We start from the raw sequence: 21511 nt of genomic DNA on the forward strand, positions 1-21511 counted from the left end.
CCGAAGCGGCCAGCTAGGTTGCCTATCCGGCGGTCACGCCTTCCGGAGCGCCTCGACGCCGGGCAGGGCCTTGCCCTCCATCCATTCGAGGAAGGCGCCGCCGGCGGTCGAGACATAGGAGAGGTCGTCGGCGACGCCGGCATGGTTCATCGCCGCGACGGTATCGCCACCGCCGGCGACCGCGACCAACTCACCCGCCTTGACGCGCCTGGCCGCGGCCTTGGCGACGGCGACCGTCGCGGTGTCGAAGGGCGGCAGTTCGAAGGCGCCGAAGGGGCCGTTCCAGACCAGCGTCCTGACCTTGTCGAGGCGCAGCACGACATCGGCGGCGCTGAGCGGGCCGGCATCGAGGATCATCTCGTCGGCGCCGACCTCGCCGACCGGCACGACGCGATGGCCGGGATGAGCCTTGAATTCGCGCGCGACCAGCGCATCGACCGGCAGCAGGATCTCGCAGCCGGCGGCCTTGGCCTTCTCCTCGATCTCGCGGGCGGTGCCGACGAGGTCATGCTCGCAGAGCGACTTGCCGACATCGACGCCGCGCGCCGCGAGGAAGGTGTTGGCCATGCCGCCGCCGATGGCGAGGATGTCGACCTTCTTCACGAGGTTGCCGAGCAGGTCGAGCTTGGTCGAGACCTTGGCGCCGCCGACGATCGCCATGACCGGACGGGCGGGATTGTCGAGGCCTGCCGAGAGGGCTTCGAGCTCCGCCTGCATGGTGCGCCCGGCATAGGCCGGCAGGACATGGGCGAGGCCCTCGGTCGAGGCATGCGCCCTGTGGGCGGCCGAGAAGGCGTCGTTGACATAGAGATCGCCATTCGCGGCCAGCGCCTTCACGAACTCCGGGTCGTTCTTCTCGTCGCCGGCGTGGAAGCGGGTGTTCTCCAGCAGCAGCACGTCGCCGTTCTTCGCGGCCGTCAGCGCCCTGGCGACATCGTCGCCGATGCAGTCGTCGACGAAGGTGACGGGGCGGCCGAGAGCCTCGGTGAGCGCCGGCACTACCTGGCGCAGGCTGTTCTTGTCGTCGCGGCCCTTCGGGCGGCCGAAATGCGCGAGCAGTACGACCTTGCCGCCCTTGTCGGCGATCTCGCGGATCGTCGGCAGGATGCGGTCGATGCGGGTGGTGTCGCTGACCTTGCCGTCTTCCATGGGAACGTTGAGGTCGACGCGGACAAGCACGCGCTTCGCCGCGAGATCGGCGTCATCGAGGGTGCGGAAGGCAGTCATCGGGCTCTCTTATCGAATGCGTTCGAACAGGCTTGGATAATCGACGACGAGGCCGTCCTCGTCGACGGGCAATTCGGCCTCGAAGCTGCCATCGGCCGCCTGATAGCGGAACAGGCGCGGGGCCAGGCAGGTATAGGTCTGCCGGTCGATGGTCGGCACGAAATCGTCGAAGGGGATGTAGAGCATCGTGAAGCTGCGGCTCTGGCCGATCTCCCAGCGCTCCCGCCGGATCGGCAGGGTGTTGGTGAAGGGCGAGCCCTGCAGGTCGATGTCGATGCAGTCATCGAAGGCGGGCAGGGCTGTGCCGGCGGCATCATGCCAGCGGCCGGCACGGCGCTCCATGGCGAGGCGGCGGCCATCGGTCGTCGCGATGGCGAAGCCGGCGACCGCGAAATCCGCCGTGCAGTCGATGCGGTAGGAGACGCCATAGGGCGAATCTCCGCGCTCGCCGATGACCACGGCCTCGGCGCGGACGCCCGATTGCGTCGTGACCAGCGTCAGATGCTCCAGTCCGACGCCCTCGACCGGCCGCCAGCGCAGGCTGCGCGGCACGGCCAGAAGGGCGGCGTCCCGAAAGCTCATCGGGCGAGCAGGCCTCCGAACAGGCCGGGCACGCCGAATTTCAGCACGAGGATGGTGAGGATCACGGTCAGCACGGCGGTGACGATCGCGGTCATGAACAGCGTGCCGGCGCGCGGCGTCGCATCGACGCGGTTGCGGAGCGCGGTGATCTCGCCGCGGATCGCCGCGAAATCCATGGTGCCGGCTGCGGCGTCGACCTTGTGGGCGCTGCGCTCCAGCGAGGCTTCGGCGCGGGTCAGCACGGCCTCGTAGCGGGCGAATTTCTCCTCGATGCGCGCCGCCTTCTCCTCGATGCGGGAGAGCTGGTCGAGCTTGCGCGGCTCGGCGACGGGCGCGGCAGTCTCAGCCGCGGCAGGTGCGGTCGCCACGAGCGTGGGGCCGGATGCGGGGGGCGGCGACGCGACGGGCGGCTCGTTGTTCGCCGGGGTCACGACGGTCGGCTCGATCTTGGCCATAGGCGCTCCGTAGCTGGGAGATGTCGGGCGAGGTCGGGCCTTGGCAGCGCGGCCTCGCATTGATGTGTCATGCCCTCAGACAAGGGCAGAAAGGTGATCGATCAGAGCAGGGCGCCCATGGCGACGGCGGTGTCGCTCATGCGGTTCGAGAAGCCCCACTCGTTGTCGTACCAGGACATCACGCGCACCAGCTTGTCGTCCATGACCTTGGTCTGATCGAGGGCGAAGGTCGAGGAGGCCGGGTCGTGGTTGAAGTCGATCGAGACGTTCGGCTGGTCGGTGACGGCGAGGATGCCCTTGAGCGGGCCGCGCTTCGACGCCTTGATGATGGCCTCGTTGACCTTCTCGACCGTGGTCTTGCGCTTCGAGATGAACTTGAAGTCGACGACCGAGACGTTCGGGGTGGGAACGCGGATCGAGGTGCCGTCGAGACGGCCCTTCAGGTCCGGGATGACGAGGCCGATCGCCTTGGCGGCGCCGGTCGAGGTCGGGATCATCGACATCGCCGCGGCGCGGCCGCGGTAGAGATCCTTGTGCATCGTGTCGAGCGTCGGCTGGTCGCCGGTATAGGCATGGATCGTGGTCATGAAGCCCTTGTCGATGCCCACGGTGTCGTGCAGCACGCGCACGACAGGCGCGAGGCAGTTCGTGGTGCAGGAGGCGTTCGAGACGACGACGTGGTCCTTGGTCAGCTCGTGATGGTTGACGCCATAGACGACCGTGAAGTCGGCGCCGTCGCAGGGGGCCGAGACCAGCACGCGCTTGGCGCCGGCCGCGAGATGTGCGGCGGCCTTGTCGCGGGTGGTGAAGATGCCGGTGCACTCGAAGGCGATGTCGACGCCGAGCGCCTTGTGCGGCAGGTCCTTGGGATCGCGGATCGCGGTGACCTTGATCGGGCCGCGGCCGACATCGATCGTGTCGCCGGAGACGGTCACCGTGCCGGGGAAACGACCATGGACGGAGTCGAAGCGGAAGAGATGGGCGTTGGTCTCGACCGGGCCGAGATCGTTGATCGCCACGACCTCGATGTCCTTGCGCTTCGACTCGATGATCGCGCGCAGAACGTTGCGCCCGATGCGGCCGAAGCCGTTGATCGCCACCTTGACCGTCATGTCTTCCTCTCCTTCGCCGAGCAAACGGCCTAAGCCGTCGCTATCCACGCGGGCAATTCGGCCAAAGCATGGCCGAACGCAAGATGTCTTTCGGGAATATCAGCCCTGCCTGCGTCAAGCAGGCCCTCAGGCGTTGTGCTGCTTCATCGCGGCGTCGGCGATCGCCTCCGCCGTGATGCCGAAATGCTTGTAGACCTCCTTGTAGGGGCCGCTGGCGCCGAAGGAGTTCATGCCGATGAAGGTGCCGTCATGGCCGATCACGGCATCCCAGCCGAAGCGCACGCCGGCCTCGATGGCGATCTTGACCGGGGCGGAGCCGATGACCTGAGCCTGCGTAGCCTCGTCCTGCTCGAGGAAGAGCTCGAGCGAGGGCACGGACACGACGCGGGCGGGGACGCCCTTCTCGGCCAAGAGCTTGCGCGCGGCGACGGCGAGTTCGACCTCGGAGCCCGAAGCGAAGAGCGAGACCTGGGCCTTGCCGCCCTCGGCCGCCAGCAGCTCGTAGGCGCCGGTGGCCGAGCGGTTCTTCGCGGTGGCGTCTGTGCGGAGCTGCGGCAGGTTCTGGCGCGAGAGCGCGAGGACGGTCGGGCCGTCGGTGCGCTCCAGCGCCGCCTGCCAGGCTTCTGCGGTCTCGATCGTGTCGGCCGGGCGGAAGACACGCATGTTCGGCATGGCGCGGAGCGAGGCGACCTGCTCGACCGGCTGGTGGGTCGGGCCGTCCTCGCCGAGGCCGATCGAGTCGTGGGTCATGACGTAGACGACCGGCAGGCTCATCAGCGCGGCCAGGCGCATCGAGGGGCGGGCATAGTCGGCGAAGACCAGGAAGGTGCCGCCGCCGGTGCGGAAGCCGCCATGCAGCGTGATGCCGTTCATCGCGGCGGCCATGCCGTGCTCGCGGATGCCGTAGCGGACATAGCGGCCCTTCGGGGTCTTCGGGGTGAAGTCCTCGGCGGCCTTGGTGCGGGTGTTGTTGGACGGGGTCAGGTCGGCCGAGCCCATCACCAGTTCCGGCATGATCGGGGTGATGGCTTCGAGCGCCAGTTCCGAGGCTTTGCGGGTGGCGACGGCCTGCGGCGCGGCGATCAGCGCCTTCTTGTGGGCGAGGATCGCCTTGTCGAGCTTGGCCGGGACGGTGTGGGCGAGGCGGCGGTCGAACTCGCCGCGCTTGCGCTCGGAGAGGGCGGCGAAGCGCTCGCTCCAGTCCTTATGGGCGGCGGCGCCGGCGGCGCCGGCGGCGCGCCAGGCCTTGAGCACATCGGCCGCGACCTCGAAGGCGCCACCGGTGATGCCGAGCTTCTGCTTGGCGGCGGCGAGTTCCTCGGCGCCGAGCGGCTCGCCATGGGCCTTGGAGGTGCCGGCCTTCTTCGGGGCGCCGAAGCCGATCACCGTCTTGCAGGCGATCATGGTCGGCTTGTTCGACTTCCGGGCCCGGTTGATCGCGGCTTCGATCGCCTCGGGATCATGGCCGTCGACGCGCTCGGAGCGCCAGCCGCAAGCCTTGAAGCGCGCGACCTGGTCGACATTGTCGGTGATCGAGAGCGGGCCGTCGATCGAGATGCCGTTATCGTCCCAGAGCACGATCAGCTTGCTGAGCTTCTGGTGGCCGGCAAGCGCGATCGCCTCCTGGCTGATGCCCTCCATCAGGTCGCCGTCGGACGCCAATACATAGGTGTGGTGATCGACGACCTTCCTGCCGAACTCGGCGGCGAGCATGCGCTCGGCCATCGCCATGCCGACGGCGGTGGCCAGGCCCTGGCCGAGCGGGCCGGTGGTGGTCTCGACGCCGGCGGTCATGAAGTTCTCGGGGTGGCCGGGGGTCTTCGACTCGAGCTGGCGGAAGGCCTTGAGGTCGTCGAGCTGCATGCCGGGCGCGCCGGTGAGATAGAGCAGGGCGTAGAGCAGCATCGAGCCATGGCCGGCGGAGAGCACGAAGCGGTCGCGATCCGGCCAGCGCGGATCGGCGGCGTCATACTTCATCACGCGGGTGAACAGCACGGCGGCGATGTCGGCGGCGCCCATCGGCAGGCCGGGATGGCCGGATTTGGCTTTCTCGACGCCATCCATCGCCAGGCCGCGGATGGCATTGGCGAGCTTGTCGTGCTGGGCGCGGTCGATGGTGGTCATGATGATCTCACAGGGCTCCGTCGGACGGGCGGAAGGACCGGGCCGGCCTGCGCGACAGCGGGCCGGCGAGGGGAGGGCAATGTTGCAGCCGCTTTCGGCGGGCTTGGAAAGGACGGGTGGATTAGGCCCGGCCCTCCCTGCGAGTCAATTCGCGAAACCCTGCTTTCAGGGTCGCAGGCACCGCTTTCGCGCGGTTTTCCGCAGATGGCGCGTCAGCCCCGCCCGGCAAGCCGTTGCAAGAACATGTTTACAGGCTGCGAGAGCGATTCCTGTTTTCCGGCGTTGTGCTGTAAATTAAGGCACGAATCGTGTGAGCCGGCTTCGGTCTGAAAGGAGAGCGACGGTGGCGAGCCTGATGCTGGACAATGCCTTGGCGCGTCTCGATACCGCGCTCGGGCAATTGGAGGCGGCGGCGCGGCGGCGGGTCGAGGCTGAGCGTGGACGTGGCAACCTCGAAACCGAACTCGCCCTGATGCAGGACGACCGGGCGCGGCTGGCGGCCGAGCTCGACGGCGCGATGGCGCGTCTCGGCCAGGTCGAGACGGCGGCTGCCGATGTCGACCAGCGGCTGGAGCGGGCGATGAACGTCGTCGGCGCGGTGATCGCGCGTGTCGAGGGGCAGCAGCCGCCGGAACCCGAGGCCAATCAAAGCTAGAACGAGGACTGGAGTTCGGATGCCGCAAGTCAACGTCATGATTTCCGGGAAGGCCTATCGCATGGCCTGCGGGGAGGGCGAGGAAGCCCATCTCGAAGGGCTCGCCCGGTTCTATGACGAGAAGATCGGCGAGATGCGGCAGGCCTTCGGCGAGATCGGCGACATGCGGCTGCATGTCATGGCGGCGCTGATGGTGGCCGACGAAGTTCACGAACTGAAGCAGCGATTGGCGAAGCTGGAAGCCGATCTCGCGGCGACGCAGGGCAATGCCGGAGCCGCCGACCAACGACTTGGCGAGATCGAGGACCGGGCGGCGGAAGCGCTGGTCGCGGCGGCCGAACGGATCGAGGGCGTGGCACGGAGTTTGATCCCGACCGCGGTGGGGTGAGGAAGAAACAGGCGTCATGCTCGGGCCTGACCCGAGCATCTCTTGCCGGAAGACGCTCATCGCAATGACGGTGAAGGTTCCGGTGCGACCCCGCGATGAGATTCTCGGGTCTGCGCTTCGCTCTGCCCGAGAATGACGGCTGCGGACAATGAAGAAGGCCCCGGATGTAGCCATCCGGGGCCTTCATTTTTTTCTTTACGATCGGATCAGACGCCGGGCGCGCCGCCGGCACCATCCAGCACCGTGACGGAGCGGCGGTTCTGCGACCAGCAGGAGATGTCGTTGCAGACGGCGACCGGGCGCTCCTTGCCGTAGGAGATGGTGCGCATGCGCTGAGCCGGGATGCCACGCGAGGCGAGGTAGTCGCGCACGGTCTGGGCGCGGCGGGCGCCGAGCGAATAGTTGTACTCGCGGGTGCCGCGCTCGTCGGCGTGCCCCTCGACGGTGAAGGTGTAGCGCGGATAGCGCTGCAGCCACTGGGCCTGCTTGTCGAGGGTCGAGACGGCCGTCGAGGTCAGGTCGGTCGAGTCGGTTTCGAAGAAGACGCGGTCGCCGACATTCACGACGAAATCCTGCGCGCTGCCGGGCGTGGCGGCGCCGCCGGCACCGAAGCCCGAACCGTTCGCGTCGGCATTCTGATCCTTGGCGCAGGCACCGAGCGCGAGCGTGGCGGCGATGGCGGCGGCGAAACGGACGGCACGGCCGCGGGGAACGAGAGTGGTCAACATGGCTGGACTCCGGGCAAACGAATTTTGTGGCGGCGCACTTCGAGGAGGGCTTCGCGATGCCTCATCAATGAAGCGTCAACCTAAACGAGACCTTGCCAAATCAGGGCGAAGTGGCGGCATTGCGGCTTATGGTTAACCAATTATGGCAAAAGGCATTTCCTGGCGGAGCTGTGATGCGGTTGCCACATCGGCGCCGGGCGCGTGAAAAAAGCTTGCGATTCGCTTCGGCAATTGCAGCGCCTGTTTCGTGCTGCCAGTTCTATCTTCGTGCCGGTGCCGGCTCGATCCTTGCTTGGCATCCCTCCATTCATTCGACCGGAGACCGCGATGGCCCATTCCCTCAAGTCCGGCGCTGCGAGCGTGACGCCGTTTCGTGGTCCCAACCAGCCCGATCTCGAATCCGAGATCGTCTGGGAGGCGCGCCGGGACCTCGCCGCGACTTTCCGGATGGCGGCGCGCTACGGCTTCGAGGAGGGGATCTGCAACCATTTCTCGGCGCTCGTGCCGGGGCATGACGACCTGTTCATCGTCAATCCCTATGGCTGGGCGTTTCGCGAGCTGACGGCGTCGAAGCTGCTGATCTGCGACTTCCACGGCAATGTCGTCTCGGGCGAGGGGCAGCCGGAGGCGACCGCCTTCTACATTCACGCCCGCATCCATAAGAACGTCCCGCGCGCCAAGGTCGCGTTCCATACCCACATGCCCTATGCGACGGCGCTGTCGATGACCGAGGGCGATCCGCTGATCTTCGCCGGCCAGACGGCGCTGAAGTTCTACGGCCGCACGGCGATTGACCGCGATTATAACGGGCTGGCTCTGGACGAGCGCGAGGGCGACCGGATCGCGGCTGCGGTCGGCGATGCCGATATCGTCTTCATGAAGCATCATGGCGTCATGGTGCTCGGGCCGAACATCGCCGAGGCCTGGGACGACCTCTATTACCTGGAGCGGGCCTGCGAGGTGCAGGCGCTGGCGCTCGCGACGCGACGCGAGGTCAAGCCGGTGAAGCCCGAGATCGCGGAAGCCGCCTATCGCCAGATGCGCGAGGGCGATCCGGAATCGGCGCGGCTGCACCTCGCCTCGATCCGCCGGCAGCTCGACGCGGAGGAACCGGTCTATCGCGATTGAGCGGGTCGGGTCGCCAGCAAGCAAAGGCCGCCCGGATTTGCTGTACGGCGTTTCGCGTCATCCCGGACGGAGCGAAGCGTAGATCCGGGAGTCCTCATGAGGCTCGGCGCTTTACGATGGATCCCGGGGCAAGCCCGGGATGACGAAGCGGTTCCGAGGAAGATTCGCTTGCTCAGCGCTGGCCGCTGAGCAAAGGCGACCAGGTCGGGTCGGAGGCGAAGGCCGGGGTCGGCACGGGCACCTCGACGCGGCCGGTGATGTCCACCATGTACAGCTTGCCGCCGGACTGGCCGCCCGGATCGCGGAAGAACATCAGGTACTGGCCGTTCGGGGCCCAGTTCGGGGCTTCGTTGTGGAAGCCCTCGGTCAGGATGCGCTCGCCCGAGCCGTCCGGCCGCATCACGCCGATGGCGAAGCCGCCGCCGCCCTGGCGCGTGAAGGCGATGAGGTCGCCGCGCGGTGACCAGGATGGCTGCGAGTAGCGGCCCTGCCCGAAGGAAATGCGCTGAGCCTCGCCGCCGCCGGCCGACATCACATAGAGCTGCTGCTGGCCGCCGCGGTCGCTCTCGAAGACGATGCGCGAGCCGTCCGGAGCATAGGAAGGCGAGGTGTCGATCGCCGCCGTCGAGGTCAGGCGCATCGTGGTGCGGGAGCCGATATCGATGGCGTAGAGATTGGCGTTGCCGCCCTGCTGCAGCGAGAGCACGACGCGCTGGCCGTTGGGCGCAAAGCGCGGGCTCGAGCTCATGTCGGGGAAGTTGCCGACGATCTGGCGCTGTCCGGTCTCGATGTTCAGGACCTGCACGCGGGGCTGCTCGCCCTGGCGCTGGGTCATGAAGGTCACGTCCTGCGAGACCGGCGAATAGCGCGGCGTCACCACCGAGACGTCGCCATTGGTGAGGTAGCGCACATTGGCGCCGTCCTGGTCCATGATGGCGAGGCGCTTGCGGCGCGTTTCCTTCGGGCCGGATTCGTCGACGAAGACGACGCGGGTATCGAAGAAGCCGCCGAGGCCGGTGACCTTCGAGAAGATCGCATCCGAGATGATGTGGCCGACGCGGCGGGTGTTGCTCGGGTCGGTGAAATATTGCTGGCCGTCGGTCTGGGTGCCGGTCGCGACGTCCCAGAGCCGGAACTCGGCGCGGATGCGGCCGGCCTCGCGCGCGACGCGGCCGGTGACGAGGGCCTGCACGCCCGCCGCCTTCCAGGCGTCGAAGCGGGGCGCGGCATCGAAGGGCGGGTTCGCTTCCGGGAAGCGGCCCTTGTCGATGGGCGTGAAATAGCCGCAGCGCTTCAGGTTGTTGGTGATGACGCCGGAGACCAGCACGCCGCCTTCGCCGCCGAAATCGGCGATGGCGATCGGCATCGGCTGGAAGGCACCGCCGCGCAGGTCGATGACGAGCTCGGCCCTGGCGGCGGCCGGCACGAGCAGCGCCGCGCCGGCGGTGGCGAGAAGGCGGCGGCGCGTGGGCGCGGCCGCGAGGAGGGGAAGGGGAGTGTGGTCGATCATCGGGGTCACATAACGTCCCTGGCGTCGAAATTGACGACGACATCACGCCAGTCGTCGTAATAGGAGGCGAATTGAGCCGGGATGCGCAGCGGTGCGCAGCGGCGGGTGGCGGTCAGCGCCGAAGCGGCGGCGACGCGGAAAAGCGGGTCGGAGGATGAGTTGATCACCCCGGGCTGGCCGATCAGCGAGCCGTCGGTGTTGAGCTTCATCCGCACGGACGGCACGACATTGCTGTTGCCATGGGCATTGGCCAGCGCGATCGGCACGTTCCAGCATTTCAGGAGCTGATCTTGGATGATCCCGATGAGCTGGGACCTGAGCGAGGGGCTGAGCTTCTGCGACGTGCCGCGTTCGGTGCCGAGCGAGGCGGTGCGGTTGACCTGCGGCGCCGATGACCCCGAAGATTGCGCCTTCTCCTTCGACTGGAGCAGCTTGGCGATGTCGTTGGCGTTGAAGTTCTTGGCGATCTCCGCCTCCTTCTTCGCCTTGGCCTCGGCCTCCTGCTTCGCCTTCGCCTCGGCGGCGAGCTTGGCCTTCTCGACGGCCTCGGCCTTCGCCCTGGCGGCGGCCTCGGCCTTTTCCTTAGCGGCCTTCTCGGCTTCCGCCTTGGCGAGCGCCTCGGCCTTGGCCTTGGCATCGGCAGCGCGCTTGGCGGCCTGGGCGTCGGCTTCCGCCTTGGCCTTGGCGGCGGCCTTCGCCTCCTCATCGGCCTTCTTCGCCTTGGAGGCGAGTTCGGCCTCTTCGGCGAGCCTGGCCTGTTCCTCGCGCTTCTGCTCGGCCTCGCGCGCGGCGGCGGCCTCGCTCTTCTGCGGCGGCTGCTTGGCGGGCTCGGGCGGCTTGGCCTCGGGCTTCGGCGGCTCGGCCGGGCGGGCCGGCGGCGGGGGCGTCGTGGCGTTGTTCTCGGCGGTCTTCAGTTCGAGCGGGCGAGAGGGCGGGGCCGGGGCATCGGCCTTGGCCTCGCCGGCTTCCTTGCGCTCGACCATCTCGGACTGGCGCTCGGCGCGCGGGGTCGGCTGGGCCTGGACCTTCTCGGCGCTGCGCTCGCCGCGCGTCACCTGGTTCAGCGCATTGGGATCGACCAGCTCGACGGCGATCGCCTCCTCGTGCTCCGGCAGCGGCGCGGGCGACGAGAACGCCAGCAGCCCTGCGACGAGGAACGTCACGTGGCCGAGCGCCGACACCAGCATGCCAGGTTCGGAGGTCGAAAGCTTCACGCCCTGAACGTCCTTACTCTCAATAACCTTCAGCGGCCCGCCGGCTCGGTGACGAGCGCGACCCGCTTGAAGCCGGCGGCGGTGATGGTCGACATCACCGAGGCGACGCGGCCGTAATCGACCTGCCTGTCGCCGCGAACATAGATGCGCTCGTCGAAGCCCTGCCTGGCCAGGCCCTGGAGCTTGGCGACCAGGTCGGGCTCCAGCGTCGGCTCGTCCTGCAGGAAGATCTGGCCCTTGCTGTCGATGGCGATCGTCAGAGGCTTCTGATCGACATTGATCGGCTTGGCGCCGGTCTGCGGCAGGTCGAGCGGGACGCCGGTCGCGATCAGCGGCGCGGCGACCATGAAGATGATGAGCAACACCAGCATGACGTCGATGAACGGCGTCATGTTGATCTCGGCGATGGCGCCGTGGCGGCGCCCGCGCCGGCCCCGGCGGCCGGAACCGCCCTTTGCGCCCGAAGCGGCTGACATACCCATCGTCAGGCCCTCACGCCGCCATGCGCTCGTCGATCTGCCGCGACAGGATCGCGGAGAACTCGTCGGCAAAGGCTTCGAGCCGCCCCTGCGCCTTGGCGACCTCGGCCTGGAGCTTGTTGTAGGCCATCAGCGCGGGGATCGCGGCGAAGAGGCCGATCGCCGTGGCGAAGAGCGCCTCGGCGATGCCGGGCGCGACGACCGCCAGCGAGGAATTCTTGGAGACCGCGATGGCGGTGAATGAGGTCATGATGCCCCAAACCGTGCCGAACAGGCCGATGAAGGGAGCGGCCGAGGCAATTGTCGAGAGCACGAGAAGCTTCGATTCGAGGCGTTCCGTCTCGCGCTGGATGGTGACGTCGAGCACCTTGTCGATGCGCTGCGAGAGGCTGGCGACGGAGCGGCCGCCATTCTCGAAGGAGCGCTTCCATTCGCGCATCGCCGCGACGAAGACGGCGGCCATGTCGTTGACCGGCTTGCTGGCGAGGTCGCGATACAGCTCCTCGAGCGAGCGTCCGGACCAGAACACCTCCTCGAACGCGTCCATGTCGCGGCGCGTGCGCCGGTAGAGCAGGGTCTTGTCGACGATGATCGACCAGCACCAGACCGAGGCGCCGATCAGGCCCATCATGACCAGCTTGACGACGATATGGGCGTGCCAGAACAGCGTCCAGAACGACATGTCGATCTGCGGCGCGGCCTGCGCGACGTCGGCGGGGTTCATCCTGTCATCCTTCTCACCCAGGCGGTACGGCCGACGCTGGACATCTCAAGGCGCCAGCCCCGGCCCAAACCCCGCCGCTCGCGTCGCGGGAGACCCACGCCGCCGCCCGATCCGCGATCCGGGGAAATGCCGTATCCCTCCAATCGCGCGTGAATCCGGCGAAAGATGGGCCGAAACGGGGTTTCCCACGGAACGCATGCTCCGGACCGAGTTAAGCTCCCGGCAAGGTTAATGTCGGGTATACGTCGGGGTCGGGAGGCACGCGGTTTCGGGAGGCTGGCGAGTCATTGCCTTGCTCCCCGAAACGCCGCGAGCCCGAAGGCGGCGCGCTGGAACCAGGCCGCGAAAACAGAGCGCTTGACAGAAAATTTCAATTTGCAGATCTGTACGGGCCTTCGCGACAGGAAGGCCAATAAAGATCATGACTTATTTTCCGTATGTGGGCTCCGGTCCCTATTGCTACGCCAATTCATTTTCGATGATGTTCGGAGAGGCGTCTTTGTCTCCTGCCGTCATTGAATTCGCGACGGGAAGTCCTTTCGGCATGCAATTGCATGGCGGAGCGATGCCATTCTTCGATCCCTATGGCTGGACGCCGGAAGCGGGTTTCGAGGACGCGCTCGCCGCCATGGGCTGGACCTCTGTCGTGACGCGCGGCGGCAGCGAGGACGAGGCGCTTGCCCGGCTGACGGAAGCTCTTGCCGAGGGGCCGGTCTGGGTCGGTCCGCTCGAAATGGGCCATCTGCGGCATCAGCCGGGCATGCACGGCGCAATCGGCGCCGATCATTATGTCGTCGTGCTCGCGTTGTGCGACGGCATGGTCGAAATGCACGATCCGCAAGGCTATCCGCATGCGACCTTGCCGCTCGCCGATTTCATGGCAGCGTGGCGCGGCGAGACGGTGGATTACGGCGAGCCCTTCACGATGCGGACGGGCTTCCGGCGCATCGAGGCCGTGGCGGAGGAGGACGCGATCCGGCGAGCGCTTCCCGCCGGTATTCGCTGGCTCGCCATGGACCGGAACCTGCAGCCGCCGGCGGGAACGCTCGGCAACGAGGCGGCGGCGCTCGCCTTGGCGGAGCGGGTCACGGCCGGCTGCGACGACGAGCTCAGGGGCCATTTCATCCATTTCGCGGTGCGCGTCGGCGCACGGCGCGCTGCCGATGCCGCGCGTTGCCTGGCCCGGATCGGGCTCGACGAAGCTGCCGGGATCATGGGACGTCAGGCACGATCGATCGGCGCCCTGCAATACCCGCTGGTTACTCGGGAGGACGCGGCCGCCGCCGCTCACCTGAGAGCGCTGGCGCCGACCTATCGCGAATTGCTCGCGGTGCTGGAGCCTGCCGCCGTTTCATAGCGAGGCGATCGCCAGCCAAGAAAAAGCCCGCCCCAGTGAGGGGCGGGCCTGTCCTGATCGAACCGACGGGTCAGGCCGCGTCGGGCTGGGCCGGGCTGTTGGCCGGCGGGTTGTTGCGGCGCTCGTTCATGAATTGATCGAACTCGGCCTTGTCGCGGGCCATGCGCAGGCGGCCCAGGAAGTCGTGAAACTCGCGCTGCTCGTCCTCGAGCCGGCGCAGCGTCTCTTCGCGATACTCGTCGAAGGCGCGGTTGCCGCTTGTCGGGCCGCCGCGGCCACCCCAACCACCGAAGCCGCCGCCGAAACGACCCTCGCGGCCGGTCATGCGCTCGCGCAGGCGGTCCATCTTGCCCTGCAGGCGGTTCATCCGGTGCTCGTACCGGTCTCCGGCATATCCACAACCCATGCGTCCACTCCAGAAAAGAAAGGCCAGGGTCGCAAGACCCAACGGCCAGAACAGGATGAAGCCGAGAACCGCGAAGGCGATCCAGGCACCCCTCCCATATTCATCCAGCTTCTCGACGATCGGCATTGCTCCCTCACTGAACCAACGTGAATGTAAATCACATTTACATAGATGCTCCCGACCCTGCCGCTTGTCAAGAAGCCGGTCTGCGGAAATGAATCAGCCGGGCGTAGAGGGGCCGTTGCGGCCGATGCCGAGGCCCTGGAGATAGATCAGCATGCCGGCTTCCAGCAGCTCGGCGGCCGACATCGGCAGGGGGCGCCGCCCGCCATCGGCGCGGCCGAACAGGGCGGCGACGCCATGCGACATCGCCCAGACATGCAGGGCCATCATCAGGGCGGGCGGGCGCTTGCCCTGCGGCAATTGTGCGATCAGCGCCTCGGAGGCCTGGCGCAGGCCGGCGAAGGCGCGGTCTGCCGCGGCGCGCAGTTCCGGGCTGGCATCGAGCGGCACGCCGGCCTCGAACATTGCCGAATAATAGGCGGGCTCGTCATGGGCGAAGGTCAGATAGGCGCGGCCGAGCCGGTGGAAGGCGGTCTCGGGATCGGGCCTGCCCTGGTCCCAGGCGCGCGACAGGGCCGCCTCGAAAGCCTGGAAGCCACGCGCGGCGACATCGGCCAGGAGCTCGTCGCGGTCGCGGAAATGGCGGTACGGCGCAGCAGGACTGACGCCGGCCATGCGCGCCGCCTCGGCGAAGGTGAAGCCGTTCGGGCCCTTCTCGCCGATCAGCCCGAGCGCGGCCTTCACCAGCTCCTCCTTGAGGTTGCCGTGGTGATAGCCGCGGGGTGTCTCGGGGCGGTCGCGCTTCCAGCTCATGTAAGGAGCGCTAACATGCGGGTGGGCTTGCGTCGACTGTCAGGCGCAACAACAAGCCCTCATCCTGAGGAGCAAGCAAAGCTTGCGTCTCGAAGGATGCTCCAGATGGTTCCGAAGCCACCGGGAACATCCTTCGAGACAGCCCTTCGGGCTTCCTCAGGATGAGGGCTTCGGGTGACCGATCTTCTCACGCGTCGAGCATCAGGCGCTTGCGCAGGCCGTCGGGAATGCGCCGGGCGCGTCCGCCGCCGACGCAGGCGACCATGACCTGCGCCGTGATCAGCACATCCTCGCCCCGCAGCACGCGCTGTTCGAGGTCCATCGTGGCGCCACGGGCCGCGATCGAGCGGGTCTCGACCGTCAGCAGGTCATCCATCATGGCCGGCCGCAGGAAATCGATCGTCATCCTGCGCACCGCGAAGCCGAGCGCCGTCTCGCCGTCGAAGAGCTCCCGCTGCTCGACGCCGAGCGCGCGGATCAGCTCGGTGCGACCGCGTTCCATGAAGCGAAGATAGGAGGCGTGATAGACAACGCCGGAGAAATCAGTGTCCTCGTAATAGACGCGGACCTCGATGCGATGGACCTTGCTCATGGCGCTCCGGAGCGGTTTCGAACGGCTGAAGCTGCCATAAACCAGGAGATGCGGCTTCGGAAAGGCTGGAACTGCTCTGCCGGAACAGCGTTCCCGATGGCGTGATCTCAACAAGGGAGGACCTGTCATGGCGCAATCCAGCAAGGCGACCGCGAGGCTGCTCGACAAGGCCGAGGCCGATCTCGTCGCCAGCACTCAGCGCGGGGCGATCGGTGCGCTCCCGGACGATGCGTTGCGCGACCTCGCCGGCAAGCTGCGCGAGCGCCGCGACAAGGCGCGCGAGGGAGCGCGGCGCCAGAAGCGCGAGATGCGCGGCAAGGCCGAGCCGAAGGGCGCCAAGGCGGCGACCGACAACACTGGCACCAAGGCGAAGGCCGATGCGCTGACGGCGGCGCTGAAGCGTGTCGGTGCCGAGCGGACGCGCCGCGAGGAGAAGGCAAAGCTGCCAAGCCAGCGCAGCCTCGCGCGCAAGGCGCTCGCTCTCAAGCAGCGGCAGCTTGCGGCCGAGCGGCCCGCCAGTCGGACCGCGAGCAAGGGCATGCGCCCGGTCGAGAATCCGAAAGCGGGCAAATCCGGCGCGCTGAAGGATGCCGGGGCCCGGCCGGCGATGATGCGATCGAAGATCGCCCGGCAGTCGTAGCGGCAATCCAGCCCTGCAGGCACTCAGCGCTTGCAGGGCTTGCCCATGAAGGAACCGCAGTCATAGGGCTTCGACAGCTCGGCGCGGACGGAGTAATCCTTGCCCTCGAAGCGGTTGACGATGTCGTCGATGCGCCAGCCGCCGCCTTCCTCGACCATGCGGAAGCGCACCGTGACCGGCTGCTTGAAGCTGCGGAAGGCGGCACTGACCAGGGCACGGCCGTTTGTGGGCTTCTCGACGATGGCGACCTTGAGGTTCTTCACCTCGCCGTCCTGGCCGTTGATGAAGGGATCGGCGCCGATATGGCCGATCTCGCCGGCCTCGTCCTGATAGAGGTCGTCGCGGGCAAAGAGCGCTGCGAGGCTCCTGCTCATCAGCCTGTCGCGATGTGGCGGGCGCCAGGGCGGTTCGCCCGAGGCGGCCAGCGTCTTCACCGTGATCGCATAGGCATCCTTCACCGGTCCGTCCGGCGTGGTATCGGCAGCGGATGCGGCGCCGGCGCCGAGCAGGCCGATCGCGAGCAAAGCCGATGCGGCGAAGCGGGAGGCTGACATGCGTGGGCTCCGAAAGCGAACGATCCGATGCGATCAAGCGGGAAGGATGCGAGGCTTGCATCCTTCATATGCGGGACGATGATCCGGCCTATTCGCCATCCTCGTCGCTGCCGAACAGGCCGAACTGCGCGGTCTCGCGCGAGGGCTCGGGCATGCCGAGATGGCGGAAGGCGTGCGGCGTGAGCAGGCGCCCGCGCGGGGTGCGCTGGATGAAGCCCTGCTGCAGCAGGAAGGGCTCGATGATCTCCTCGATCGCGTCGCGCGGCTCGGAGAGGGAGGCGGCGATGGTCTCGATCCCGACCGGGCCACCGCCGAAATTGACCGCCACCGTAGTGAGATAGCGCCGGTCCATCTGGTCGAGGCCGATGGCGTCGACATCGAGCAGCGAGAGCGCCTTGTCGGCGACCTTGCGGGTGACGATCGGGTCGCCGTCGACGATGGCGAAGTCGCGCACGCGGCGGAGCAGGCGCCCGGCGATGCGCGGCGTGCCGCGGGAGCGCTTGGCGATCTCATTGGCGCCGTCGTCCGACATTGGCACGCCGAGCACGCGGGCGCCGCGCGCGACGATGCCCTGCAATTCCTCGACCGTGTAGAATTGCAGGCGGATCGGGATGCCGAAGCGATCGCGCAGCGGCGTGGTCAGGAGGCCGGCGCGGGTGGTGGCGCCGACGAGCGTGAACTTGGGCAGGTCGATCTTGACCGAGCGCGCCGCCGGGCCTTCGCCGATGATCAGGTCGAGCTGGTAGTCCTCCATCGCTGGATAGAGGATTTCCTCGACCGCCGGGTTCAGGCGGTGGATCTCGTCGATGAAGAGCACGTCGCGCTCTTCGAGATTGGTGAGCTGGGCGGCGAGGTCCCCGGCCTTGGCGATGACCGGGCCGGAGGTCGAGCGGAAATTGACGCCGAGCTCGCGCGACACGATCTGCGCCAGCGTCGTCTTGCCGAGGCCGGGCGGGCCGACGAAGAGCACATGGTCGAGCGCGTCGCCGCGGGTTCTGGCAGCATTGATGAAAACTTGCAGATTCGCGCGCGCCGCCGCCTGGCCGGTGAAATCGGCGAGCGACAACGGACGCAGCGAGGTCTCGCTGTCGTCGTCGCGGCGTTCGGCCGTCATCAGGCTGGAGCGCTTGGGTTCGCTCACAGCGCGATCTCCAGCTCGATGGCGTCGTGGATCGGAATGTCCTTGTACCCCGTCTTGATGATATCAGGCACGACCGAGCGATAGGCGTCGATCGCTTCGAGATAAAGCCCCGAGAGGCGAAAGCCACGGCGCTGGTAGAAGGTCATGCCCGGCATGTTGTCATTGGTCAGCATCGCCTTGAGCGTCCTGGCACCGGCCTTGCGCGCCGCGAAGATGACGGCGTCGAGCATCCGGATCGCGACGCCTTCGCCGGGCCTGAGCGAGTGGAGCGCGCAGAGATAGGCATTTTCGCCCCGGAGCGTCCAGCTCGCCAGCGCGGCCGTGCGGCCGGAAGGTTCGTAGAGGCCGAGCGCGTCGATCTCGGCGACGTCATAGACGTGCAGGTCGATCATCATGCTCTGCGAGCCCCAGCTCGCCAGCATGATGCGGCAGAGCTCGGTCTTGTCGGTGACGACGCGCAATTGAAGCTCGTCTGGCTCCTCGCTCACTTCGCCAGTTCCTTCAGGCCCAGCTTGATCAACTGGGCCGTGCCGGCACCATCGCCGGCGGTCTTGGCGGCAGCAGCCACGGCGGCGACCGCCTGCGCCTGAGGATAGCCGAGATTGGCGAGCGCCGACACGGCGTCGGCGATCGGCTGCGGCAGCTTCCGGTCCTCTAGCGCGCCGGAGAGCTGCACGACGCCCGGATCGATATGGCCGAAGGCCGGGGCCTTGTCCTTGAGTTCGGCGCAGAGGCGCTGCGCGAGCTTCGGGCCGACGCCGGGTGCGCGGGCGATCGCGGCCTTGTCGTTGGTGGTGATGGCGGTGGCGAGCGCGCCGGGATCGAGCGTCGAGAGGATCGCGAGCGCGACCTTGGCGCCGACGCCCTGCACGACCTGCATCAGGCGGAACCAGTCGCGCTCGACATCGGACATGAAGCCGTAGAGGCGGATCGCGTCCTCGCGGACATGGGTCTCGATCGAGAGCGCGGCCGCCTCGCCCGGCTGGGGCAGGCGCTGGAGCGTGCGCGCCGAGCACTGCACGACATAGCCGACGCCCTGGACGTCGATGATGACGTGGTCCTCGCCATAGGAATCGATCAGGCCCTTGAGCTTGCCGATCATCGTCTCGTTCCCTCGGCCGTCTTCATCAACCCGCCACGCGCATCTGTGCGACCAGCGCCTTCATGCCGCGATGCTGGGCATGGCAGATCGCGACGGCGAGCGCGTCCGCGGCATCGGCCGAGGAGGTCTCGGCCTTGGGCAGCAGCACGCGGATCATCGCCTGGACCTGCTTCTTGTCGGCATGGCCGACGCCGACCACGGTCTTCTTGACGAGATTGGCGGCGTATTCCGCGACATCGAGCCCGGCGAGCGCCGGCACGACCAGCGCGATGCCGCGGGCCTGGCCAAGCTTCAGCGCCGATTGCGGGTCGCGGTTGATGAAGGTCTCTTCCACGGCGGCCTCATGCGGGCGATGCGCGGCGAGGACCTTGTTCAGGCCTTCGTGCAATTGCCGCAGGCGCTCGCCGAGCGAGAGGGTGCCGTCGCTCTCGATGCAGCCGCAGGCGACGAAGGAGAGCTTGCTGCCTTCCGAAATCACGATGCCCCAGCCGGTTTTGCGGAGGCCGGGATCGATGCCGAGGATGCGAATCGGAGGAGCCATGATGCCTGCAAACTAGCGGATGTTTCGGATTTGTCCCGCGTCGAGACGCGGGCAGGTTCGGGCTGGATGAATTCCCCTGATCGATGACATCAAAAAGGAAAGTTGTTCTTGCCGCCGGCCTGCGGGCATGGTTCGCAGCATCTTTCGTCTCCGGCCGGCTCCATGTCCTCGATCCTGTCTTCCTTCATGCCGGGCGTCAGCGCCGACGGCATCGCCGTTCTGCTGGCCGCGACGCTGCTCGGCGGGCTGGTCCGCGGCTTCACGGGCTTCGGTTTCGCCATGGTGTTCATGCCGCTGGCCTCGGTCGTGCTCGGACCGGTCGCGGCGCTCGGCCTGATCTGGTTCATCGACCTGCCTTTCGCGCTGCCGATCGCGGCGCGCAGCGCCAGGACGGCCGAATGGCGCGAGATCCTGCCGCTGCTGCTGACGGCGACTTTGGCACTGCCGGCCGGCATCTGGCTGCTGATCTGGCTCGATCGCGAGACGATGCGCTGGGTGCTGGCCTCGCTCGTGCTGATCGCGGTCGGGCTGATGGCGTCGGGCTGGCGCTATCACGGGCGACCGACGATCACGCTCTCGCTCGGCGTCGGGGCCCTGTCGGGGCTGTTCAACGGCATGGCCTCGATCGGCGGCATGCCGCTCGCGGTGTTCTGGCTCGGTGCGCAACGCAACGACCGGCACAAGACGCGGGCCAATCTGCAGACCTTCTTCGGCGTCTCGACGCTGATCAGCGGCGCGGTCCTGTGGTCGAAGGGGATTCTGACGCTCGGCGCGCTGACGATGGCGGTTCCGCTCTTCGCGGTCTACGGCGCCGGGCTCTGGGCCGGCACGCATGGCTTCCGGCTGGCCTCGGAGGAGACGTTCCGGCGCGGGGCCTATCTGGTGATCTTCCTCAGCGCGTTGATCAGCCTGCCGCTGTGGGATGTCGTGATCGGGCGGTGACGGAGATCGTCATGCCCGGGCTTGACCCGGGCATCTCAGGACGAAAGGGCGCCTCTTCCTGTGAGAGATTCCCGGGTCTGCGCTTCGCTTCGCCCGAGAATGACGTGTTTCAAGATCAGGCGCTGAGCTTGGCCATGATGTCGTCGGCAATCTCGAAATTGGCGAAGACGTTCTGGACGTCGTCGTCGTTGTCGAGGGCTTCCATCAGACGCATCATCGAGCCGGCCTTCTCCTCATCGAGCGGGGCGGTCGTGGTCGGGCGCCAGACGGGCTTGGCCGAGGCGGGAGCGCCGAGCGAAGCTTCCAGTGCCTTGGAAACCTCGTTCAGCGCGTCGAAGGCGCATAGGATGGTGTGGCCGTTCTCGTCCGAGATCACGTCGTCTGCGCCGGCCTCGATCGCGGCTTCCATCAGCTTGTCGGCATCGCCCGCCTCCGGCGGATAGCTGATCTCGCCGACGCGGTTGAACATGAAGGACACGGAATTGCTTTCGCCGAGCGCGCCGCCCGACTTGGTGAAATAGGAGCGCACGGCGGAGGCGGTGCGGTTGCGGTTGTCGGTCAGCGCCTCGACGATGACGGCGGCGCCGCCCGGGCCGTAGCCCTCGTAGCGGACCTCGTCATAATTGTCGCCTTCGCCGCCGGCGGCCTTGTTGATGGCGCGCTGGATATTGTCCTTCGGCATGTTCTCGGCGCGCGCGGCAAGCACGGCCATGCGCAGGCGCGGGTTCATGTTCGGGTCGGGCATGCCCATCTTGGCGGCGACGGTGATCTCGCGGGCCAGTTTCGAGAACAGCTTGGAGCGCACGGCATCCTGCTTGCCCTTGCGGTGCATGATGTTCTTGAACTGTGAATGGCCGGCCATGGGAACTCGCTGCCCTTTGATGAGATGGAACCATGGAATATTGCCTGCGGTGCGCACCACAGGCGATCGGTCGGCCTTATAGGCGCCGGTTTCCGCGGCAGGCAAGCGCCTGTCGTCGGTCACGGCCCGAATCGGAGTGAACAGGACGTTAAGTCATTCTTTGCCACGGCGC

25 protein-coding genes are annotated in these 21511 nt (G+C 67.4%); 6 read left to right on the top strand and 19 right to left on the bottom strand.

The genetic code is table 11. The features are described 5' to 3' along the window. Positions 1–33: 33 nt before the first annotated feature. The 5 genes from OCUBac02_RS06910 to tkt form a co-directional block, all read right to left on the bottom strand. Positions 34–1227 carry a phosphoglycerate kinase gene (locus OCUBac02_RS06910; protein ID WP_173044420.1) on the bottom strand — a complete coding sequence of 398 codons (1194 nt, stop codon included), beginning with the start codon at positions 1225–1227 and terminating at the stop codon, positions 34–36. A gap of 9 nt (positions 1228–1236) precedes the next feature. Next, positions 1237–1809: a putative glycolipid-binding domain-containing protein gene (locus OCUBac02_RS06915; protein WP_173044422.1), complete on the bottom strand. Its 573-nt coding sequence runs from the start codon at positions 1807–1809 to the stop codon at positions 1237–1239. Further along, entirely contained in the window at positions 1806–2264 is a 459-nt protein-coding gene (locus tag OCUBac02_RS06920) for a hypothetical protein (RefSeq protein ID WP_173044424.1), read from the bottom strand. Before OCUBac02_RS06920 ends, OCUBac02_RS06915 begins: the two co-directional genes overlap by 4 nt. 101 nt (positions 2265–2365) lie before the next feature. Next, positions 2366–3376 (bottom strand): type I glyceraldehyde-3-phosphate dehydrogenase, encoded by a 1011-nt coding sequence (gene gap, locus OCUBac02_RS06925; RefSeq protein ID WP_047577146.1) that lies wholly within the window; start codon positions 3374–3376, stop codon positions 2366–2368. A gap of 126 nt (positions 3377–3502) precedes the next feature. Continuing rightward, positions 3503–5500, bottom strand: a complete 1998-nt coding sequence (gene tkt / locus OCUBac02_RS06930; RefSeq protein WP_173044426.1) for a transketolase — start codon at positions 5498–5500, stop codon at positions 3503–3505. A gap of 343 nt (positions 5501–5843) precedes the next feature. Here tkt and OCUBac02_RS06935 point away from each other — a divergent pair, with 343 nt between their 5' ends. Then, positions 5844–6155: a DUF4164 domain-containing protein gene (locus OCUBac02_RS06935; protein WP_348521648.1), complete on the top strand. Its 312-nt coding sequence runs from the start codon at positions 5844–5846 to the stop codon at positions 6153–6155. Between the two features lie 19 nt (positions 6156–6174). Further along, a complete protein-coding gene (locus OCUBac02_RS06940; protein ID WP_173044428.1) occupies positions 6175–6543 on the top strand; it encodes a cell division protein ZapA in 369 nt (122 codons plus the stop codon). A 206-nt stretch (positions 6544–6749) separates the two neighbouring features. On the opposite strand, the gene pal is transcribed toward OCUBac02_RS06940, so the two are convergent. After that, entirely contained in the window at positions 6750–7271 is a 522-nt protein-coding gene (pal, locus tag OCUBac02_RS06945; protein ID WP_047580411.1) for a peptidoglycan-associated lipoprotein Pal, read from the bottom strand. A gap of 327 nt (positions 7272–7598) precedes the next feature. Between pal and OCUBac02_RS06950 the strand changes: the two genes are divergently transcribed. After that, positions 7599–8399, top strand: a complete 801-nt coding sequence (locus OCUBac02_RS06950) for an aldolase (protein WP_173044430.1) — start codon at positions 7599–7601, stop codon at positions 8397–8399. A 172-nt stretch (positions 8400–8571) separates the two neighbouring features. Here the strand turns inward: OCUBac02_RS06950 and tolB are convergent, their stop codons facing one another. From tolB to tolQ, 4 genes are read right to left on the bottom strand one after another with little or no spacing between them, the layout of a single operon-like run. Then, complete coding sequence (tolB, locus tag OCUBac02_RS06955; RefSeq protein WP_173044432.1) at positions 8572–9909, bottom strand: Tol-Pal system beta propeller repeat protein TolB; 1338 nt, start codon at positions 9907–9909, stop codon at positions 8572–8574. A 5-nt stretch (positions 9910–9914) separates the two neighbouring features. Then, positions 9915–11123, bottom strand: a complete 1209-nt coding sequence (tolA, locus tag OCUBac02_RS06960; RefSeq protein ID WP_197933320.1) for a cell envelope integrity protein TolA — start codon at positions 11121–11123, stop codon at positions 9915–9917. Positions 11124–11152: 29 nt separating this feature from the next. Beyond that, positions 11153–11599, bottom strand: a complete 447-nt coding sequence (locus OCUBac02_RS06965; RefSeq protein ID WP_465247778.1) for an ExbD/TolR family protein — start codon at positions 11597–11599, stop codon at positions 11153–11155. A 16-nt stretch (positions 11600–11615) separates the two neighbouring features. Beyond that, on the bottom strand, positions 11616–12326 hold the full coding sequence (tolQ, locus tag OCUBac02_RS06970; RefSeq protein WP_173044434.1) for a protein TolQ: 711 nt from the start codon (positions 12324–12326) through the stop codon (positions 11616–11618). A 421-nt stretch (positions 12327–12747) separates the two neighbouring features. On the opposite strand from tolQ, the gene OCUBac02_RS06975 reads away from it, so the two are divergent. Then, entirely contained in the window at positions 12748–13683 is a 936-nt protein-coding gene (locus OCUBac02_RS06975) for a hypothetical protein (RefSeq protein ID WP_173044436.1), read from the top strand. A gap of 70 nt (positions 13684–13753) precedes the next feature. Here the strand turns inward: OCUBac02_RS06975 and OCUBac02_RS06980 are convergent, their stop codons facing one another. The 3 genes from OCUBac02_RS06980 to ybgC form a co-directional block, all read right to left on the bottom strand. Further along, on the bottom strand, positions 13754–14215 hold the full coding sequence (locus OCUBac02_RS06980; RefSeq protein WP_047573615.1) for a DUF2852 domain-containing protein: 462 nt from the start codon (positions 14213–14215) through the stop codon (positions 13754–13756). A gap of 93 nt (positions 14216–14308) precedes the next feature. Next, positions 14309–14965, bottom strand: coding sequence for a TetR/AcrR family transcriptional regulator (locus OCUBac02_RS06985; RefSeq protein WP_173044438.1), 657 nt, complete (start codon positions 14963–14965; stop codon positions 14309–14311). A gap of 187 nt (positions 14966–15152) precedes the next feature. Then, the gene (ybgC, locus tag OCUBac02_RS06990; RefSeq protein ID WP_280528849.1) at positions 15153–15557 is read right to left on the bottom strand and encodes a tol-pal system-associated acyl-CoA thioesterase; all 405 of its coding nucleotides are present in this window, start codon (positions 15555–15557) and stop codon (positions 15153–15155) included. 127 nt (positions 15558–15684) lie between these two features. Between ybgC and OCUBac02_RS06995 the strand changes: the two genes are divergently transcribed. Then, the gene (locus OCUBac02_RS06995; protein ID WP_173044440.1) at positions 15685–16197 is read left to right on the top strand and encodes a hypothetical protein; all 513 of its coding nucleotides are present in this window, start codon (positions 15685–15687) and stop codon (positions 16195–16197) included. 23 nt (positions 16198–16220) lie between these two features. Here OCUBac02_RS06995 and OCUBac02_RS07000 read toward each other — a convergent pair whose 3' ends face one another. The 5 genes from OCUBac02_RS07000 to ruvC all read right to left on the bottom strand — a co-directional run bounded on the left by OCUBac02_RS07000 (position 16221) and on the right by ruvC (position 19535). Then, on the bottom strand, positions 16221–16751 hold the full coding sequence (locus OCUBac02_RS07000; protein WP_173044442.1) for a DUF3828 domain-containing protein: 531 nt from the start codon (positions 16749–16751) through the stop codon (positions 16221–16223). Between the two features lie 88 nt (positions 16752–16839). After that, on the bottom strand, positions 16840–17865 hold the full coding sequence (gene ruvB, locus OCUBac02_RS07005) for a Holliday junction branch migration DNA helicase RuvB (protein ID WP_173049395.1): 1026 nt from the start codon (positions 17863–17865) through the stop codon (positions 16840–16842). A 23-nt stretch (positions 17866–17888) separates the two neighbouring features. After that, positions 17889–18380 (bottom strand): N-acetyltransferase, encoded by a 492-nt coding sequence (locus tag OCUBac02_RS07010; RefSeq protein ID WP_052231906.1) that lies wholly within the window; start codon positions 18378–18380, stop codon positions 17889–17891. Then, the gene (ruvA, locus tag OCUBac02_RS07015; RefSeq protein WP_173044444.1) at positions 18377–18994 is read right to left on the bottom strand and encodes a Holliday junction branch migration protein RuvA; all 618 of its coding nucleotides are present in this window, start codon (positions 18992–18994) and stop codon (positions 18377–18379) included. The genes OCUBac02_RS07010 and ruvA overlap by 4 nt, the downstream gene beginning before the upstream one ends. 25 nt (positions 18995–19019) lie before the next feature. After that, positions 19020–19535 carry a crossover junction endodeoxyribonuclease RuvC gene (ruvC, locus tag OCUBac02_RS07020; RefSeq protein WP_173044446.1) on the bottom strand — a complete coding sequence of 172 codons (516 nt, stop codon included), beginning with the start codon at positions 19533–19535 and terminating at the stop codon, positions 19020–19022. A 162-nt stretch (positions 19536–19697) separates the two neighbouring features. Between ruvC and OCUBac02_RS07025 the strand changes: the two genes are divergently transcribed. Beyond that, positions 19698–20477, top strand: coding sequence for a sulfite exporter TauE/SafE family protein (locus tag OCUBac02_RS07025; protein WP_173044448.1), 780 nt, complete (start codon positions 19698–19700; stop codon positions 20475–20477). A gap of 115 nt (positions 20478–20592) precedes the next feature. Here OCUBac02_RS07025 and OCUBac02_RS07030 read toward each other — a convergent pair whose 3' ends face one another. Continuing rightward, positions 20593–21339 (bottom strand): YebC/PmpR family DNA-binding transcriptional regulator, encoded by a 747-nt coding sequence (locus OCUBac02_RS07030; protein WP_052232134.1) that lies wholly within the window; start codon positions 21337–21339, stop codon positions 20593–20595. Between the last annotated feature and the right edge of the window lie 172 nt (positions 21340–21511).

Origin of the sequence: Bosea sp. ANAM02 (assembly GCF_011764485.1) — a bacterium.
Lineage (GTDB): Bacteria > Pseudomonadota > Alphaproteobacteria > Rhizobiales > Beijerinckiaceae > Allobosea.

What these genes read in the sequence shown, in the direction of transcription:
- OCUBac02_RS06910 (WP_173044420.1), bottom strand. Translation starts at nt 1,227, where the DNA reads ATGACTGCCTTCCGCACCCTCGATGACGCCGATCTCGCGGCGAAGCGC.
- OCUBac02_RS06940 (WP_173044428.1), top strand. Translation starts at nt 6,175, where the DNA reads ATGCCGCAAGTCAACGTCATGATTTCCGGGAAGGCCTATCGCATGGCC.
- OCUBac02_RS07030 (WP_052232134.1), bottom strand. Translation starts at nt 21,339, where the DNA reads ATGGCCGGCCATTCACAGTTCAAGAACATCATGCACCGCAAGGGCAAG.
- OCUBac02_RS06915 (WP_173044422.1), bottom strand. Translation starts at nt 1,809, where the DNA reads ATGAGCTTTCGGGACGCCGCCCTTCTGGCCGTGCCGCGCAGCCTGCGC.
- ruvB (WP_173049395.1), bottom strand. Translation starts at nt 17,865, where the DNA reads ATGACGGCCGAACGCCGCGACGACGACAGCGAGACCTCGCTGCGTCCG.
- OCUBac02_RS06920 (WP_173044424.1), bottom strand. Translation starts at nt 2,264, where the DNA reads ATGGCCAAGATCGAGCCGACCGTCGTGACCCCGGCGAACAACGAGCCG.
- OCUBac02_RS07000 (WP_173044442.1), bottom strand. Translation starts at nt 16,751, where the DNA reads ATGTCAGCCTCCCGCTTCGCCGCATCGGCTTTGCTCGCGATCGGCCTG.
- ybgC (WP_280528849.1), bottom strand. Translation starts at nt 15,557, where the DNA reads ATGAGCAAGGTCCATCGCATCGAGGTCCGCGTCTATTACGAGGACACT.
- tolQ (WP_173044434.1), bottom strand. Translation starts at nt 12,326, where the DNA reads ATGAACCCCGCCGACGTCGCGCAGGCCGCGCCGCAGATCGACATGTCG.
- pal (WP_047580411.1), bottom strand. Translation starts at nt 7,271, where the DNA reads ATGTTGACCACTCTCGTTCCCCGCGGCCGTGCCGTCCGTTTCGCCGCC.
- tkt (WP_173044426.1), bottom strand. Translation starts at nt 5,500, where the DNA reads ATGACCACCATCGACCGCGCCCAGCACGACAAGCTCGCCAATGCCATC.
- OCUBac02_RS06965 (WP_465247778.1), bottom strand. Translation starts at nt 11,599, where the DNA reads ATGTCAGCCGCTTCGGGCGCAAAGGGCGGTTCCGGCCGCCGGGGCCGG.
- OCUBac02_RS07025 (WP_173044448.1), top strand. Translation starts at nt 19,698, where the DNA reads ATGTCCTCGATCCTGTCTTCCTTCATGCCGGGCGTCAGCGCCGACGGC.
- gap (WP_047577146.1), bottom strand. Translation starts at nt 3,376, where the DNA reads ATGACGGTCAAGGTGGCGATCAACGGCTTCGGCCGCATCGGGCGCAAC.
- ruvA (WP_173044444.1), bottom strand. Translation starts at nt 18,994, where the DNA reads ATGATCGGCAAGCTCAAGGGCCTGATCGATTCCTATGGCGAGGACCAC.
- OCUBac02_RS06975 (WP_173044436.1), top strand. Translation starts at nt 12,748, where the DNA reads ATGACTTATTTTCCGTATGTGGGCTCCGGTCCCTATTGCTACGCCAAT.
- OCUBac02_RS06980 (WP_047573615.1), bottom strand. Translation starts at nt 14,215, where the DNA reads ATGCCGATCGTCGAGAAGCTGGATGAATATGGGAGGGGTGCCTGGATC.
- OCUBac02_RS06950 (WP_173044430.1), top strand. Translation starts at nt 7,599, where the DNA reads ATGGCCCATTCCCTCAAGTCCGGCGCTGCGAGCGTGACGCCGTTTCGT.
- OCUBac02_RS06995 (WP_173044440.1), top strand. Translation starts at nt 15,685, where the DNA reads ATGGCGCAATCCAGCAAGGCGACCGCGAGGCTGCTCGACAAGGCCGAG.
- OCUBac02_RS06985 (WP_173044438.1), bottom strand. Translation starts at nt 14,965, where the DNA reads ATGAGCTGGAAGCGCGACCGCCCCGAGACACCCCGCGGCTATCACCAC.
- ruvC (WP_173044446.1), bottom strand. Translation starts at nt 19,535, where the DNA reads ATGGCTCCTCCGATTCGCATCCTCGGCATCGATCCCGGCCTCCGCAAA.
- tolB (WP_173044432.1), bottom strand. Translation starts at nt 9,909, where the DNA reads ATGATCGACCACACTCCCCTTCCCCTCCTCGCGGCCGCGCCCACGCGC.